Here is a 16886-nt window from a genome sequence, read left to right on the forward strand (position 1 = left end):
CTCCTTGGGAAGTACGGCTAGGCGGCCATGACCTTGGCCTTTGCCCGGCCGGGCAGGGCAACGATCGTGAAGGCCAGCGCGGCCAGCGCCGTAAAGACCAGGAGCAGCAGCCCGATCGAGTAGCTGTGCGTCGCGGGATCGTACGTCGCTCCCATGATCAGCGGCGGGAAGTAGCCGCCCAAGCCCCCGGCCGCGCTGACCACGCCGCTGATGCTGCCGACTTTCCCCGGCGGGGCGAGCAACCCCACCCAGGCGAACACTCCGCCTGTTCCGAGGCCCAGCGCCGCCGCCATGGCGACGAACGTCAGGCCGGCGGGGACTTCGCCGTCGGGCTGCAGGTTCACCACCCAGGCCAGGACCGCGACGCCGGTCAGTGAGGTGATCACGACGGGCTTAGGCCCGAACCTGTCCGCGAGCACGCCGCCCACCGGCCGGGCCAGCACGGCCGCCAGCGCGAAGCCGGCGGTGCGGGCGCCGGCGCCGCTCGGATCGAAGCTGTACACGTCGCGGAGGTAGGTCGGCAGGTACGTCGCGAAGGAAACGAAGCCGCCGAAGACTACGGCGTAGAGGAAGCACATCTTCCACGTGATCGGGGTCTTCACGGCATCGAGCAGCTTGGGCAGGACGGGGAGGTTGTTGCGGGTCCAGCCCGGTGCTTCCTTCATCAGGAACCACACCAGGGCCGCCATGACCGCGAGGATCCCGGCGATCAGCAGGTGCGTGGGGAAGTAGCCGATTCCCGCGACCAGCCTCGGGTTCAGGAAGGCGGCCAGCGCCGTGCCGCCCATCCCGGCGCCGAAGACGCCGGTGGCGAAGCCGCGTCGCGACGGCTCGTACCAGGCACTGACGAACGGGATCCCGACGGCGAAAACGGTCCCGGCGACGCCCAGCAACAGCCCGGCACCGAGCACCAGGGCGAAGGAACTGAGGACCCCGCCGACGGCCACGAGCAGGATCGGCAGGATGGAGGCCAGCAGCACGAAGGTGAACATGGCCCGGCCGCCGTACCTGTCCGTCAAGGCGCCGACGACGATCCGGCCCAGCGAGCCGACGAAGACGGGCATGGCCACGAGCACGCCCGTAGCGGCCGGGGTCAGCTGAAGATTCACGGTATAGAAGGCGCCGAGGGTGGCCACCGAGTTCCAAGCCCAGAATCCGGCCACCGACGCCGAGGTGGCGAGCACGAGGTTGAGCGTCCGCCCCGCAGTGGCGGTTGAAGGAACAGGCCCGGATCCGGCCACTGGTCTTCCTCTCAGTTCGACGTCAGTTCAACAGGGCGGCACCGGTCCGGCTCAGCGGTTCCGGGTGTCCCGGTCGCGGGTCCCGACGGCGGACCAGCCGCGGCGGGCCGCGACGTTGGAGGTCCGGGCGTCCGCGGGGCCGGTTGTGCTGCCGTCCCGGTCCCGGTCCCGGTCCCTCGAGCGGTAGACGATGTAGGGGCGGAAGAGGTAGTGGAACGGGGCGGTGAAGGCGTGGACCAGCCGCGTGAAGGGCCAGATCACGAAGAGCGCCATGCCCATTAGGGTGTGCAGATGGAAGGAGAAGGGCGCAGCCGCCATCGCCGCGAGGTCCGGCTGGAAGATGAACAGGGAGCGGAACCATGGGGCCACGGTTTCGCGGTAGTTGTGTCCGTGCTCGCCCTCGAAGACGCTGGCCAGGGTGGTCCACAGGCCGAACACAATGGCGGCAGTGAGCACCACGTACATGGTCTTGTCGTTCGTGGTGGTGGCCATGAAAACCGGCCCCGTGGTGCGGCGGCGGTAGATCAGCAGAAGAATCCCGCCCAAGGTCCCCACCCCCGCGATCCCGCCCACCAGCAGGGCATTGAAGTGGTAGAAGTCCTGGCTCATCCCCGCCGCCTGGGTCCACGCCATCGGGATGACCAGGCCGAAGAAGTGGCCGGCGATCACGGCGAGCAGGCCAAAGTGGAACAGTGGTGAGGCGATCCGGAGCAGCCGGGATTCGTACAGCTGGGAAGACCTTGTGGTCCAGCCGAACTGGTCGTACTTGTAGCGCCAGACCAGCCCGCCCACCAGCACAACCACCATGACGTAGGGCAGCACGCCCCAGAGCACGATGTCCAGTGCGGAGATTCCGACGGCGGATCCGGGCTCGGCTTCGGATGCCAGCATGGTCAGGCCCCCTTCACGGGCAGCAGCCGCGGATCGTAGGGGTCCAGGCCCACCGCCTCGGTGGGTGGGCCGTAACCGGCCATCCGCATGACAGCCTGCTCGTCTGCCGGGGATTTCCCGGGCAGGGTGGCACAGATGGCCTGCAGGATCCGGGCGTGCGGAAGTTCGTCCCGGAGGAGCCCGAAGCGGAGCATCTCCAGGCTCGCCCGGAAGCGGGTCAGCAGGTCGCGGCCGGCGGCGAGGTCCACCAGCGCGGCGTACTCGAGGACCATCGGGAGGTAGTCCGGCAGTTCCCCGTGGGTGTCCACCAGGATGTCGCTTTGCCGGTAGGTTTTCTTGAAGTTACCCAGGACTTCGCCGCGGCGCCGCGTGTCCCCGTCCGTCCAGTAGGACAGATGCAGGGCGTGGCGTTTGCCGAGGTCGAACTCGCGCACGTAATGGGCCTGGCTCTCCATCGGGGGCGTGAATTCCAGCGAATCCAGCACCTCCCGGAAGTCCGCGGCGGCGCCGGGGAACTCGCCCAGCGCGGCGCGCATGAGCGGCACCCGGCCGATGAGGTCCTCGTCCGGGTAGGACAGGCACCAGGCCGCCGCGAGGTAGACCACCTGCTCGCGCCGGCTCACGGCCGTTCCCCCGCCGCCGGCGGGGCCGCTGCGGAGCCAGCGGGCGGCTTCTCCGGAAAAAGCCCCGTCGGCGCCCCCGTACCGTCCCAGTTCAGCAGGTTCACCCTGCCGCGCAGGGTGGTGTCGCCGGGCGCGGAGCCGGACGTCTGCCGGTCGCGGAGAGCGTTGAAGGTTTCCACGGCCACCGGGACGGGCCTGCCGCTGGCCTCGCCGAACGGGGCGGAATCCTGCATGCCAGGCCCGCCCTCGAAGTCCAGCGAGCAGCCCATCTCCTCCAGATCGTGGGCCTGTTCCACGTGGGCCTTCGGGATGACGTAGCGCTCCTCGTACTTCGCGATCGCCATCAGCCGGTACATCTCGTACATGGTCTGGCTGTCCATGCCCACGGCTTCGGGGATGGAGTCGTCGGGGTCGTTGCCGAGGCTGATGCCGCGCATAAAGGAGCGCATGGCCGCGAGTTTCTTCAGCACCGCGGTGACCCGGTCGGCGTCGCCGGCAGTGAAGAGTTCTGCGAGATATTCCACCGGGATGCGCAGCGCGTCGATGGCGCCGAACAGGTTGCCGGCGTCCTCGCCGTCGTGCCCCTGGTCCCGCAGCAGGTCCACCACGGGTGAGAGCGGCGGGACGTACCAGACCATCGGCATTGTCCGGTATTCGGGGTGCAGCGGCAGGGCGACCTTGTAGACCTTCGCCAGGGCGTACACCGGCGAGCGCCGGGCGGCGTCAATCCAGTCCTCCGGGATGCCCTGGGCCCTGGCCTCGGCCTGGACGGCGGGGTCGTTCGGGTCGAGCAGCACATCCATCTGGGCGTCGTAGAGTTCCTGGGGGTCCGTGACGGACGCCGCCCCGGTGACGGCGTCGGCGTCGTACAGGAACAGACCCAGGTACCGCAGCCGGCCCACGCAGGTTTCCGAGCAGACCGTCGGCAGCCCCACTTCCACCCGCGGGTAGCAGAACGTGCACTTCTCGGCCTTGCCGGTCTTGTGGTTAAAGTAGATCTTCTTGTACGGGCAGCCGGTGACGCACTGGCGCCAGCCGCGGCACTTGTCCTGGTCCACCAGGACAATCCCGTCCTCCACCCGCTTGTAGATCGCGCCGGAGGGGCAGGAGGCCATGCAGGAGGGGTTGAGGCAGTGCTCGCAGATCCGGGGCAGGTAGAACATAAAGGTCTGCTCGTAGGCGAACTTGATCTTGTCTTCGGAGTCCCGCCGGACCTTTTCCACGATCGGGTCCAGGTGCCCGTTTTCGGTGGAACCGCCCAGGTCATCGTCCCAGTTCGCCGACCAGGTGATCTTCGTGTCCTTCCCGGTGATCAGCGACTTGGGCCGGGCCACCGGGAAATCGTCGCCCAGGGGCGCGTCCACGAGGGTCTTGTAGTCGTAGGTCCACGGCTCGTAGTAGTCCTTGAGCTCGGGCTGGACCGGGCTGGCGAAGATCCCCAGGAGTTTCTTGACCCGGCCGCCGGCCTTGAGGACCAGCTTGCCGTGCTTGTTCAGCGCCCAGCCGCCCTTCCATTTGTCCTGGTCCTCGTAGCGGCGCGGATACCCCTGCCCGGGGCGGGTTTCGACGTTGTTGAACCAGACGTATTCGGTGCCCGCACGGTTGGTCCAGGCCTGCTTGCAGGTCACGGAGCAGGTGTGGCAGCCGATGCATTTGTCCAGGTTCATGACCATGCCCATTTGAGCCATAACACGCATCAGTACTGCACCTCCTGGGAACGACGGCGGACGGTGGCGACCATGTCGCGCTGGTTCCCGGTGGGGCCGAGGTAGTTGAACGCGTAGGCCTGCTGGGCGTACCCGCCGATCAGGTGCGAGGGTTTGACCAGCAGCCGGGTCACGGAGTTGTGGATGCCGCCGCGGCGTCCGGTGGCCTCGGACTTGGGCACATCAATGGTGCGTTCCTGCGCGTGGTGGACGTAGACGACGCCGGCCGGCATCCGGTGGCTGACGATGGCCCGGGCCACCAGGACGCCGTTGATGTTCAGGCACTCCACCCAGTCGTTGTCCTTGACCTGGATGGCCTCCGCGTCGGCGGGGCTCATCCAGACCGTTGGCCCGCCGCGGGAGAGGGAGAGCATCAGCAGGTTGTCCTGGTATTCGGAGTGGATGGACCATTTGGAGTGCGGCGTCAGGTAGCGGACCACCACCTCCATGGCCCCGTCCTGGCCGAGTCTGGGTTCGCCGAAGAGCTTGTGCATGTCCAGCGGCGGCCGGTAGATCGGCAGGGCTTCGCCGATGTCGATCATCCAGTCGTGGTCGAGGAAGAAGTGCATCCGGCCGGTCAGGGTGTGGAAGGGCTTGAGCCGTTCGACGTTGATGGTGAACGGGGCGTAGCGCCGCCCGCCCGTTTCGGAGCCGGACCATTCCGGGGAGGTGATCACCGGGACGGGGCCGGCCTGGGTCTGGGCGAAGGTGATGAATTTTTCCTCGGACCCCTCGGACAGGTCCGCCAGTTTCCGCCCGGTGCGCAGTTCCAGGTCCTTGAATCCCTGCACCGACAGGGCGCCGTTGGTGGTGCCGGAGAAGGCCAGGATGGCCTCGGCCATTTTCGCGTCGGTGTCGATCGCGGGGCGGCCGTCCGCGGCGCCGCCGAGCATCACCCCGTTGGAGCGGCTGAGCCGGTCCAACGCTCCAGCGAGTTTGTACGTGACGTTCTTAACCGTGAAGCCCAGTTTGTCGGCCAGCGGCCCGACGGCGGCCAGCTTGTCCGCGATGGCCGTGTAGTCACGCTCCACGACGGAAAAGACGGGCATGTTCTGCCCCGGAACCGCGGGGATGGACGTGTCCCGCCAGTCCCGCACGATTCCGCCGGGCTGGGCGAGTTGGCCGGGGGTGTCGTGCTGCAGCGGCACGCTCACGAGGTCCCGGCGCACGCCTAGGTGGGTCACGGCCTGCCGCGAGAACTCCTGGGCCAGCAGGTGGAACATGTCGAAGTCCGTTTTGGTCTCCCACGGCGGGTCGATCGCCGGCGTGAAGGCGTGCACGAAAGGGTGCATGTCGGTGGAGGACAGGTCGTGCTTCTCGTACCAGGTGGCGGCCGGGAACACGACGTCGGACAGCAGCGTGGTGGACGTCATCCGGAAGTCCGCGGAGACCAGCAGGTCCAGTTTCCCTTCCGGCGCCTGATCGTGCCATTTCACGTCCCGGGGTTTGAGGCCTTCGGCGTGGTCCTGGCCGAGCACATTGTTGTGGGTTCCCAGCAGGTTCCGCAGGAAGTACTCGTTGCCCTTGGCGGAGGAGCCGAACAGGTTGGAGCGCCACAGCACCAGGGTTCGGGGCCAGTTCTCCGGGGCGTCCACGTCCTCGATCGCCGGGTTGAGGGTGCGGTTCTTGAGCGCGTCCGCGATGTAGCCCGGGGTGTCCTTCGCCGTGCCGGCGGCGACGGCGGCCTCCGCCTCGTCCGCGAGGTCCAGCGGGTTGCGGTCGAACTGCGGGTAGAACGGCATCCAGCCGAGCCGGGCGGACTGGGCCAGTGCGTCGGCGGTGTGCATGCCGTCCATGGCCCCGGTGGACAGCGGGGACTTCAGCGCGTCCGCGGAGTAGCCGTCCTGCCGCCACTGGTCCGTGTGCATGTACCAGTAGCCAGTTCCGATCATGGTCCGGGGCGGGCGTGACCAGTCCAGGGCATTGGCCAGCGACAGCCAGCCGGTGACCGGCCGGGTCTTCTCCTGCCCCACGTAGTGCGCCCAGCCGCCGCCGTTGCGGCCCATGCAGCCGGTCAGCATCACGAGCGCCAGCACCGCGCGGTAGGTGGTGTCGCCGTGGAACCACTGGCAGATCCCGGCGCCCATGATGATCATGGACCGGCCCTTGGACTGCTCGGCGTTCAGGGCGAATTCGCGCGCCACCCGGATGCAGGCCTGCGCGGGGACGGAGGTAATCTCTTCCTGCCAGGCCGGGGTGTAGGGCGTCGCGGCGTCGTCGTAGCCAGCGGCCCACTCCCCCGGGAGCCCGGCACGGCCCACGCCGTATTGGGCCAGCATGAGGTCGAACACGGTGGTGACAAGCTGGCCCTCCACCTCCAGGACAGGTACTCCACGCCGGAGTACGCTGCCGGTGCCGTCCGCTTCCTCGAAGCAGGGCAACAGGATCTCGGCGCTCTCGGCGGACACTTCGCGCAGCGACAGCGCCGGTTCGATCCCTTCAAGGTCCAGGTTCCATTTGCCTTCGCCGCTGCCGGAGTAGCGGAACCCCAGGGAGCCGTTGGGGACGGCCGGGCGCCCGGCCGCCTTGTCGAACATTACGGTGCGGAACGCCGCGTCCTCGGCCCCGGCCTCGGCCGGGAGGTCCCGGGCGGTGAGGAACTTCGACGGGCTGAGGGAGCCGTCGTCGCGCCGTTCGAGCCGGACCAGGAACGGCAGGTCGGTGTACTGGCGGACGTAGTCTGAGAAGAACGGGACCTCCCGCTCGACGAAGAATTCCCTGAGCATCACGTGGCCCATCGCCATGGCCAGGGCCGCGTCGGTTCCGGCCTGGGCGGGCAGCCATTCGTCGGCGAACTTCGTGTTGTCCGCATAGTCCGGGCTGACCGTGACCACCTTCGTGCCGCGGTACCGCACCTCAGCCATCCAGTGCGCGTCCGGGGTGCGGGTCACGGGGACGTTGGATCCCCACATCATGAGGTAGCCCGCGTCCCACCAGTCCCCCGACTCCGGGACGTCGGTCTGGTCTCCGAAGACCTGGGGGCTGGCCACGGGTAGGTCCGCGTACCAGTCGTAGAAGGACGTCATCACCCCGCCGATCAGCTGGATAAAGCGGGTTCCGACCGCGTGCGAGACCATCGACATCGCGGGGATCGGCGAGAAGCCGGCGCAGCGGTCCGGGCCGTAGTTCTTGATCGTGTTCACATGGGCGGCAGCCGCGATTTCGATCGCTTCCTGCCACGACACCCGGACCAGGCCGCCCTTGCCGCGGGCCAGCTGGTAGCGGCGGCGCCGCTCCGGGTCTCCCACGATGTCGGCAAAGGCCAGCACCGGGTCGCCCAGCCGGGCCTTCGCCTCGCGGTACATTTCGACGAGGACACCCCGGGCGTAGGGGAAACGCACGCGCGTCGGCGAGTAGGTGTACCAGGAGAAGGCCGCGCCGCGCGGGCACCCCCGAGGCTCGTATTCCGGGCTGTCCGGGCCCACGGAGGGGTAGTCGGTCTGCTGTGACTCCCAGGTGATGATGCCGTCCTTGACGTACACCTTCCAGGAGCACGAGCCGGTGCAGTTCACCCCGTGGGTGGAGCGGACCACCTTGTCGTGGCTCCACCGGTCCCGGTAGAAGATGTCGCCCTTGCGGCCGCCTTCCCGGAACACCGCCCTGCCGTCGCCGGTCTGGTCCCATTTTGTGAAGAATCGGCCCAGCTTCAACATTGCGTCCGAGGCGGGTCCGTCTAACCCCGCGGAGCCTCCGGCAGTCATGCCTTCAAGCTAGGTTGCCGTTTCGGACCCGGATAGGGCCTTGCGGCACTGGCCAGAATCCGCCGGGCGGGGTGCTGGCGCCGGCCGTCGGGCAGGGCTCAGGCGAAGCTTTCCAGCTCCACTCCGGCGCCTACCAGGGCCGCGCGGATCGCCGTGGCCGTCTCGATGGAGCCGGGGCTATCGCCGTGGATGCACAGAGAATCCGGTTCGATCCGGAGCACAGTGCCGTCGACGGCCTCCACTTCGCCCTTGGTGGCGAGGCGGAGGGCCCGTTCGGCGATCCGGCCGACGTCGTGCAGCAGGGCACCGTCCTGCGAGCGCGGCACGAGCGTGCCGTCGGGCAGGTAGGCGCGGTCAGCGAAAGCCTCGGAGAAGACCGGGTGTCCGGCGTCCTTGGCGATCCCCAAGAGGGCCGAGCCCGGGAAGCCCAGGACGGGGAGTCCCGGATCGTAGGCCTGGATGGCGGCAACCACGGCGGAGGCCTGTTCGGCGTCGCGCACTGTCCGGTCGTAGAGAGCCCCGTGCAGTTTGACGTAGTCCACGGAGGCCCCGACGGCGTGCGCCACCCCGTCCAGGGCGCCGAGCTGGTACAGCACGGCGCCGAAAAGATCATCGAAAGTGATGTCCATGGCCCGGAGGCCGAATCCGGCCAGGTCCGGGTACCCGAGGTGGGCGCCCACCCGGACGTCCAGCTCGTAGGCTTCCCGGCACGTGTCCAGCATGGTCACGGGGTCCCCGGCGTGCAGCCCGCAGGCCACGCTGGCGCTCGTGACCAGCGGAAGCATCGCGGCGTCGTCGCCCATGGTCCAGGTCCCGAAGGACGCCCCCAGATCAGCATTCAGATCCAAAACGTGCCGCCTTTCTCCGCAGAGCTGTCCTTCGTGTCCTTCTCCTGCAGGGCTTCAGGGTGCCCCGCCTGCGGCGGGCCCCCGAGCTCTCCGGGAATGACGAGCGGCATCGGGCCGAACGCCTCCTTGGCGTTCGCGACGACGGCGCGGCCCATCACGCGGTTGCCGACGCCGCCCACGACGGCGCCGATGCCGAACGGCAACGCCCGGCCCAGCCAGGCCGTGCCCTGCTGTTTCAGGAGGGTCCGGAGGAACATCGTCTGGATCCGTTCCCGCACCGTGCCGAAGCCGGCCAGCGGTACCCGGCGGGAGAAGAGGGAACCCCACGCCTGCGTGGGGCCCCTGCCCTGCCCGGCTGCCTGCCCGCTCAGGGAGCTCAACAGCGCGGTGCCCTCCTCGCCCAGCATGATCGCCATGACCAGGGTGCTGGCCTTCTCGGGATCCACCAGCCGCACCCCGTGGAGTTCGGCCAGGGAGGTGGAGAACAGTGCGGTGGCTTCGAGGAACCCAACCGTGGCGGCGGCCGAGAGGCCCAGTGCCGCTGCGGTCCCGACGCCGGGGATAACGGCCGCCCCGCCCACCAGCGCACCGCCGCCGGTGACGGCGAGGAGATAGTCCCGTTCCAGCGTCGCGGCGAGCTGCGCCGCAGTGGCCTGGGGGTGCCTGCGCTGGAGCCGGCGGAGGTTCGCCAGCACCAACGGGCGCTGGACTTCAACGGCCCGCAGGAGCACATTGTGGACGCCAGGCTTGGGATTGCCCTGGGCATCGAACATCGCGTTGTGTGCTGACTTCTGGGCAATATTTATTGCCGGGTTGCGTAGCTTGGCCATCATCGCCTCTCCGTGAACCGTAAGTGTGCTGAGTTTCATCCGGTATTAACACTAGGCCACCGGCCCTTCCGCCCGCGCCTCTGCCGCCGAATGGCAACGCGGCTAAAGCGCCCGCGATTCGGCCACGGCCAGGAAGGCCGATGACGCCGGGCCCAGCGGTCCGGGGTACATGGTGGCGGCGCCGGGCCATTCGACTCCGAATTCCGTGAGCCGCCCGGTGCTGCACGGCAGGTAGACGTTGCTGAGCGCGGCGCTGGCGTTGCCGAGCTGGAAGTTGGGAGCGGCGAACTGCCGGCGGTCCAGAACACCGCTGATCTCCAGTTCGGCTTTCCGTCCGGTGGCCCGCAGACCCTGCCCGGCGTCGAGCTCGACGTCGAACTCGTCGCCCGTGTGGCTGATGCCGTCCAGCGGGAACCGGGCGGCCTCCGGGAAGTGGCGGGTCAGTTCGGTGGCCAGGGACGCGGCAAAGAACGCATCGGTTCCATAGCTCCGCCAGCCCTGTCGGGTGGCGACCAGCAGGGCATGACCTACGCCCCAGCGCGACCAGTCGGCCATCCAGAACGACGCGAAGCAGCTCGCCGGCTCGCCCGGCAGCAGCAGGCCGCCGGCATCCACCGGGTGCAGGGCGAGGCCCGCGTTGGTGCCGATGAATGCCAGGCTGCGCCGCGCCGTCACGGCGGCCGATGTGTTCATGACAGGAGCCTATCCGGGGGCGCCTCCGCTGCGCGGAAGCGCCCCGCCAGCTCCGGATCTAGCGCGGTGTCCGGATGAGCTTCTTGTTGACGAACTCATTCATGCCGAACCGTGCCAGTTCGCGCCCGACGCCGGAGCGTTTCACGCCGCCGAACGGCAGATCCGCCTGGGTTTCGGCCACGGAGTTGATGAACACCATCCCGGTATCCAGCTGGTCAGCCACATCCTTGGCCTTCTCGGCATCGGCGCTGAAGACCGCGCCGCCGAGGCCGTACGGGGAACCGTTGGCCAGCTCGATGGCTTCCTCCACGCCGGCGACCTTGTAGATGACCGCCGCAGGGCCGAAGAGCTCTTCCGAGAACGCCCGCATCCCGGGGATCACATCAGTCAGCACCGTGGGCTCGACGTAGGCGCCGGGGCCCTCGACGTGGTGACCGCCGGTCCGCAGGGTGGCGCCCTTGTCCACAGCATCCTGGATCTGCTCTATGAGGCCGTCGGCGGCACTCTGTGAGGAGAGCGGGCCGAACCGGGTGTCGGCCAGCAGGGGGTCGCCCGGCTTGATCGCGGACATCCGGGCGGTGAATTTCTCCACGAACGCCTCGTACAGGTCCTCGAGGATGATGAACCGCTTAGAGGCGGTGCAGGCCTGCCCGGCGTTCCCCATCCGTCCGCTGACGGCAGCCTTGACGGTGGCGTCGAGGTCCTCGGAGTCCAGGACAATAAAGGGGTCGCTGCCGCCTAATTCCAGCACGTACTTCTTCAGGTTCCGTCCGGCCACCTCGGCAACGGCCGAGCCTGCCCGCTCACTGCCGGTCAGCGAGACTCCTTGGACCCGGTCATCGGCGATGACCTCCGCCACTTGGTCGTTGCTCAGGAAGAGGTTGATGTAGGCCCCTTCGGGGAGCCCGGCATCCTTGAAGATCTGCTCGATGGCGAGGGCCGACTGGGGGCAGCTGTCGGCGTGCTTGAGCAGGATGGTGTTGCCGAGGATCAGGTTGGGGGCGGCGAACCGCGCCACCTGGTAGTAGGGGTAGTTCCACGGCATGATCCCCAGCAGCGGCCCGACCGGCGCGGAGCGGACGATGGCCTCGCCGCCGCCCTTGACCTCAAGGATTTCGTCCTTAAGGAAGGACGGGCCCTCGTCCGCGTAGTAGGCGTAGATGTCAGCCACGAGGCCCACTTCGCCGCGGGACTGGGCCAGGGGCTTACCCATCTCCGTGGCAATCAGCCGGGCCAGCTCGTCCCGGCGCTCCCGGTACAGCTCGGCCACCCGGGCAATCACCTTCGCGCGGGCCTCTACCGGCGCCGATTGCCAGCCCTTGAAGGCCGCCTTCGAGTCCGCCAGCGCGTGCTCCACCTCGGCCGCGGTGGCGAGGGGAAATTCCTTCAACGTTTCTCCGGTCGCGGGGTTCACTGTTTTGTAGGCAGTCATTAATCCACCATCTCCGTTTCTGAGTAGTCCAGCCCAACCGGTCCCCGGCCGCCGCCGCGTTGTTGCGGCAGTCCGGCCCTCCGGGCCCGGTACGTCGGAACGGGCTGCCCCGATAAGGTCACCCGTCCCACTAGGCGGCAACCCCGGCACCTGTCCTGCTATTCCATCCGGTCCCCGGGGGACGGCCCGCGTCCGCCGGGCTGGGACGGGTCCGGGCCGGCCCCTAGACTGGAGCCATGCGCTCACCGAGGGCCTTCCGTCCGTTCGTGCACCGGGAATACCGTGTGCTGATAGCGGCCCTGGCCATCTCCATTTTCGGCTCCGGGATGTGGGCCGTGGCGATGGTCTACGAGGTGATCCATCTGGGCGGGGGCCCGCTGGAGCTCTCCCTCGTGGCGGCCGCGGGCAGCGTGGGCCTCGTCGCTTTCCTGCTGGCGGGCGGCATCGCGGCGGACCGGTTCCCGCAGCGGCTCCTGATCATCGCGGTGGAGGGCGCCAACCTTGCCGTGATCGCCAGCATCAGCGGGCTGGCCATGCTGGGCTGGCTGCAGCTCTGGCATCTGGCGGTAGGAGCGTTTGTGCTGGGAGTCGGGGCCGCGTTCTTCTTCCCGGCCTACTCCGCCATCCTCCCGCGGATCCTGCCGCCGGAGGACCTGCTCGCGGCCAACGGCCTGGAGGGGACCATGCGGCCCGTCCTGCAGCAGGCCGCCGGCCCGGCCGTCGCGGGCATCCTGGTGGCCGCCCTCTCCCCCGCGCACGCCGTGACGGGTGTGGCGGCCTGCCACCTGCTGGCGTTCTGCATCCTCAACCTGCTCCGGCGCGAGCCCCTCCCGGGGACCGAAAGCTTGACAGCCGCGGAAGGCGGCACTGCACCCGGCCCGCGCGCGAAGACGTCCGTGCTGCACGACCTCCGCGAGGGCGTCAGCTACACAGTCCGGACCCCCTGGCTGCTGTGGACCCTGCTGTGGGCCTGCATCTCCGTACTGTTCCTGATCGGCCCCATCGAGGTGCTCCTGCCGTTCGTGGTCCGCGATCAGCTCGGCGGCGACTCGCGCACGTTCGGCTTCCTGCTCGCGGTCATGGGCATCGGAGGCGCCGCAGCCTCGTTGGCCACTGCCTCGTTCCCGCTGCCGCGCCGCTACCTCACCGTGATGATGGTGGGCTGGGGCGCCGGCAGCCTGCCGCTCGCCGCCGTCGGCATCATGGACAGCTTCTGGGCGCTGGCGGCCGCCCTGTTCATCTTCGGCGCCACCGGCGGCATGGGCATGGTCATCTGGGGCACGCTGCTGCAGCGCCGCGTGCCGCCGCACCTGCTGGGCCGGGTCTCAAGCCTGGATTTCTTTGTCTCGCTGGCCCTGATGCCGGTCTCCATGGCCCTCGCCGGACCGGCCGCGGAGGTGATCCCGGTGGGCCTCATCTTCCTGGTCGCCGGGACCGTGTGCCCGGTCATGGCTGTCGTCGCCATGATCGCCGCGCGAATGCGGGCCGATGAACAAGCCCACCCCTTGGAGGACGGCCGCGAGAGCATCGGCGCGGACGGGAGCCCCGGCGGCACCGGGGCCCGCTCCTAAGCAACGCGGGGACAGCTAGCGCCCATGTCGGCGGGGATCATGGGAGTGACCCCGCGTTGCTATGGCGTGCTCAGACCGCCGCGCGCACGATCGGGATGGACGCCGTCGGAAGTCCGCTCGGGAAGATCGTGGGTTCCGGCTCCGCGACCGGGGCCAACGGGACCCGGACCGGGTCGCCGCCGACCGTGAACAGTTCGCCGCGCACGTCAACGTCGAGCGGTGCGCCCTCACGCACGGTCAGGCTGATGGCACCCTGGTCCAGTTCGATTTTCAGGAGCCGGCCCTGGATCTTCAGGTGGAACGACAGCCCGTCCCAGTCGGCGGGCAGGCGCGGGTCGAAGTACGGCACCTCGCCCTGGTCCCGCAGGCCCGCGAAGCCGCTGACCAGCGAACTCCAGACCCCACCGGTGGAGGCGATGTGCACGCCGTCGATCGTGTTGCCGTGTGTGTCGTCAAGGTCGATGAACAAGGCATGGGTGAAGTGGTTCAGCGCGGCCTCGCCGTAGCCCACCTCGGCCGCCATGATGCCCTGCACGCAGGCGGAGAGCGTGGAATCGCCGGTGGTGATCGGATCGTAGAAGTCGAAGGCGCGGCGCTTTTCCTCGGCGGAGAAGTCCTGCCACTGCAGGAACATGGCCAGCACGCTGTCCGCCTGCTTGAGGACCTGGTGCCGGTAGATCACCAGCGGGTGGAAGTGCAGCAGCAGCGGGTACTTGGACCGCGGCGTGCTCCAGTCCCACGGCTCCAGGGTCATGAAGTCGTTGTCCTGCGAGTGCACCTGGAGGTCCTCGTCGTAGGGCAGTTGCATCCGGGTGGCTGCCTGCTCCCAGAACTCGCGTTCGGCGTCGTCGATCTCCGGGTGGTCCAGCGCCGCCGCGGCGCGCAAGTTAAACCGCGCCATGACGTTGGTGTACAGATTGTCATTGACGACGGCTGTGTACTCGTCCGGGCCGGTGACGCCGTGGATGTGGAAGAGTCCGTCCTTGCCGAAGAAGCCCAGGGACGCCCACATCCGGGCGGTCTCGATCAGCAGCTCGGAGCCCAGGGTCTCCTGGAACTCTTGGTCGCCGCTGGCCCAGATGTAGCGGTTGGTGGCGAAAGCGATCGCGGCGGCGATGTGGAACTGGGCCGTGCCGGCGGCGTAGTAGGCGCTGGCCTCAAGGCCGTTGATGGTGCGCCAGGGGAAGAGGGCGCCGTCCACGCTGAGCTCTTTGGCGCGGATCTTGGCCTCGGGCAGCATGTTGTGGCGGAACTCGAGGACCTGGCGGGCGTTGCCCGGGCTGGTGTACGTCAGGTACGGCATCAGGTACACCTCCTGGTCCCAAAAGTAGTGCCCCTCGTAGCCTGAGCCGCTGACCCCCTTGGCCGGAATGCCGGCGACGTCGGCGCACGCCGTGGCCTGGGCCAGCTGGAAGAGGTTCCAGCGGACCCCCTGCTGGAGTTCGGTCTGCCCGGCGAGGACGATGTCGCTCGTGGTCCAGTAGTTGCGGTAGTGCGCGGCGCTTTCAGCGAAGATGTCCGCGAGCGGTTTGAGGCCGGCTTCGGCGTCGTCGGCCAGGTCCGCAGAGGCCTGCCCGACGGCGTAGCTGACGCTCTTCTCCAGCACGAACGGCTCGTCGGCGCCGACGGCCAGGACGTAGCGGACGCTGCTGTCGTCCTCGTGCACCTGGGTGTCGAAAGGCTGCACGCCGGCGTTCGTCCAGTGGTCCACGGCCAGGCCGATCCGCTGTTTGGATTCGGCCGTCTCCCAGGACAGGCGCAGCGAGCCGTCGCCGCCGTCGAGCCGTACCGGAAGCAGCACGCGCCCGGCGTGCCTGCCCGCGCGGCGCGGGTCGTGGGCCGAGTGGTCCTCCACCGGCTGGTCCTGGCGGTTGATGACCGAGGAGGTCACGTCAGCGGAGACGTCCCGGTCCGCGGCAACTTCCAGCGAGATGCCGAGCGCGCCGCGGGACTCATAGCCGACGGCCCGGCGTTCGGTGGTGGTCACAGTGGCGCCGGAGCGGCACTGCCAGGTGATCCGGCACTCGTAGACTCCGGTCGCGAAATCGACGTTCCGCCGGTAATCCAGCACGGTGGATTCGTCCAGGCTCAGGCTTTCGCCGTCGATGATCACAGTGAAGTTGTTTGCATCCGGGACGTAGAGGATCCGCTGGCCGGTACGGGCGAAGCCGTAGGCGTTCTCCGCGTGCTTGATGTCCCAGGTTTCGTGGAAGCCGTTGATGAAGCTGCCCGGCAGCTCGGCGTCGGCGGCCGCCCAGTGGGCGCCGCGGATGCCGAGGTGCCCGTTGCCCAGGCTGAAGAGCGTCTCCAGGGTGCCGGCGTTGCCGGGGAGGTGGACGGTCTCCACCAGCTGCCAGGGGTCGTTGGGGAACCGTGCGCGGTCCGAGGTGATGAGGGCCATAGTGGGGGCTTTCCTTGTGGGCGGTGAAAGTGCTGCGGTGAACGTGGCTGCCGGGCGGATGGGAAGGCTAGAGGAGCTCGTCGAGGTCGTTGACCACGAGGGTGGCGCCGGCGGCCAGCAGGGTCTGCCGGCCGGCGCCGCGATCCACGCCGATCACCGAGTGGAAACGTCCCGCGCTTCCGGCCTGGACCCCGGAGACGGCGTCCTCGACGACGACGCAGGCCTCGCTGGGCAGGCCCAGCAGCCGGGCGGCGTACTGGTAGGTGGCCGGGCTGGGCTTGCCGGGCAGTCCTTCGGCCACGGCGACGATGCCGTCAACCACCACCGGGAAATAGTCCGAGAGCCCGGCGGCCTTGAGCACGGCCGGGGCATTGCGGGAGGAGGAGACGACGGCGAGCTTGAGCCCGCGGGCCAGCGCGGCGTCAATGAACCGGACGGAACCTTCGTAGGGCTTGACGCCGCCTGCCTCGACGATGTCGTTGAAGACCTTGTTCTTGCGGTTGCCCAGGCCGTGGACGGTATTGTGCGCCGGGTCGTCATCCAGCGGGCCCTCGGGCAGCACGATGTTGCGGGAGGCCAGGAAGTCGCGGACGCCGTCGAAGCGCGGCTTGCCGTCAATATGGTCGAAGTAGTCGCTTTCGCGGTATCCGGGCGCCTCGGGGACGGTCCGGAGGAACCCGTCGAAGAGTTCCTGCCACGCACGCTCGTGCACAATTGCGGTGGGCGTCAGGACGCCGTCGAGGTCAAAGAGGATGGCGGAGGCGCTGGTCCAGCTCGATGGCGTGCTGTTGGAAATCTCAGTCATGGTCGATGGTCCTTTCAGACGGGGTATCTAAATCGGCGGGCGGGCCGGCGGCCGTTGTGTCGGGCGCACCGGGGCGGGCCCGGAAACTCTTGGACGGCGGCACCATGCGGACGGCGCAGGCCGGCCGGCGGGTAGTGGAGGGCG

At 68.6% G+C, this 16886-nt stretch carries 12 protein-coding genes; 1 reads left to right on the forward strand and 11 read right to left on the reverse strand.

The genetic code is table 11. The features are described from left to right. Positions 1-17: 17 nt before the first annotated feature. The 9 genes from ASE96_RS07165 to ASE96_RS07205 all read right to left on the reverse strand — a co-directional run bounded on the left by ASE96_RS07165 (position 18) and on the right by ASE96_RS07205 (position 11965). Positions 18-1241: an MFS transporter gene (locus ASE96_RS07165; protein WP_056428032.1), complete on the reverse strand. Its 1224-nt coding sequence runs from the start codon at positions 1239-1241 to the stop codon at positions 18-20. 51 nt (positions 1242-1292) lie between these two features. Next, positions 1293-2132, reverse strand: a complete 840-nt coding sequence (gene narI, locus ASE96_RS07170; protein ID WP_056428033.1) for a respiratory nitrate reductase subunit gamma — start codon at positions 2130-2132, stop codon at positions 1293-1295. Positions 2133-2134: 2 nt separating this feature from the next. After that, positions 2135-2755: a nitrate reductase molybdenum cofactor assembly chaperone gene (narJ, locus tag ASE96_RS07175; RefSeq protein WP_056428034.1), complete on the reverse strand. Its 621-nt coding sequence runs from the start codon at positions 2753-2755 to the stop codon at positions 2135-2137. Continuing rightward, positions 2752-4452, reverse strand: a complete 1701-nt coding sequence (gene narH, locus ASE96_RS07180) for a nitrate reductase subunit beta (protein WP_056428035.1) — start codon at positions 4450-4452, stop codon at positions 2752-2754. The genes narJ and narH overlap by 4 nt, the downstream gene beginning before the upstream one ends. Then, the gene (locus ASE96_RS07185; RefSeq protein ID WP_056428038.1) at positions 4452-8162 is read right to left on the reverse strand and encodes a nitrate reductase subunit alpha; all 3711 of its coding nucleotides are present in this window, start codon (positions 8160-8162) and stop codon (positions 4452-4454) included. Before ASE96_RS07185 ends, narH begins: the two co-directional genes overlap by 1 nt. Positions 8163-8260: 98 nt before the next feature. Then, the gene (locus tag ASE96_RS07190) at positions 8261-9010 is read right to left on the reverse strand and encodes a LamB/YcsF family protein (protein WP_056428041.1); all 750 of its coding nucleotides are present in this window, start codon (positions 9008-9010) and stop codon (positions 8261-8263) included. After that, entirely contained in the window at positions 9001-9840 is an 840-nt protein-coding gene (locus ASE96_RS07195; protein ID WP_056429245.1) for a hypothetical protein, read from the reverse strand. The genes ASE96_RS07190 and ASE96_RS07195 overlap by 10 nt, the downstream gene beginning before the upstream one ends. 102 nt (positions 9841-9942) lie before the next feature. Beyond that, a complete protein-coding gene (locus tag ASE96_RS07200; RefSeq protein ID WP_056428044.1) occupies positions 9943-10533 on the reverse strand; it encodes a hypothetical protein in 591 nt (196 codons plus the stop codon). Positions 10534-10591: 58 nt separating this feature from the next. Beyond that, the gene (locus tag ASE96_RS07205; RefSeq protein ID WP_056428047.1) at positions 10592-11965 is read right to left on the reverse strand and encodes an NAD-dependent succinate-semialdehyde dehydrogenase; all 1374 of its coding nucleotides are present in this window, start codon (positions 11963-11965) and stop codon (positions 10592-10594) included. A gap of 236 nt (positions 11966-12201) precedes the next feature. Between ASE96_RS07205 and ASE96_RS07210 the strand changes: the two genes are divergently transcribed. Next, on the forward strand, positions 12202-13536 hold the full coding sequence (locus ASE96_RS07210; protein ID WP_056428050.1) for an MFS transporter: 1335 nt from the start codon (positions 12202-12204) through the stop codon (positions 13534-13536). Between the two features lie 70 nt (positions 13537-13606). On the opposite strand, the gene ASE96_RS07215 is transcribed toward ASE96_RS07210, so the two are convergent. Next, on the reverse strand, positions 13607-15937 hold the full coding sequence (locus tag ASE96_RS07215) for a glycoside hydrolase family 65 protein (RefSeq protein WP_056428051.1): 2331 nt from the start codon (positions 15935-15937) through the stop codon (positions 13607-13609). A 67-nt stretch (positions 15938-16004) separates the two neighbouring features. Continuing rightward, positions 16005-16742, reverse strand: a complete 738-nt coding sequence (locus tag ASE96_RS07220; RefSeq protein ID WP_056428054.1) for an HAD family hydrolase — start codon at positions 16740-16742, stop codon at positions 16005-16007. Between the last annotated feature and the right edge of the window lie 144 nt (positions 16743-16886).

Origin of the sequence: Arthrobacter sp. Leaf69 (genome assembly GCF_001422645.1) — a bacterium.
Classification (GTDB): domain Bacteria; phylum Actinomycetota; class Actinomycetes; order Actinomycetales; family Micrococcaceae; genus Arthrobacter.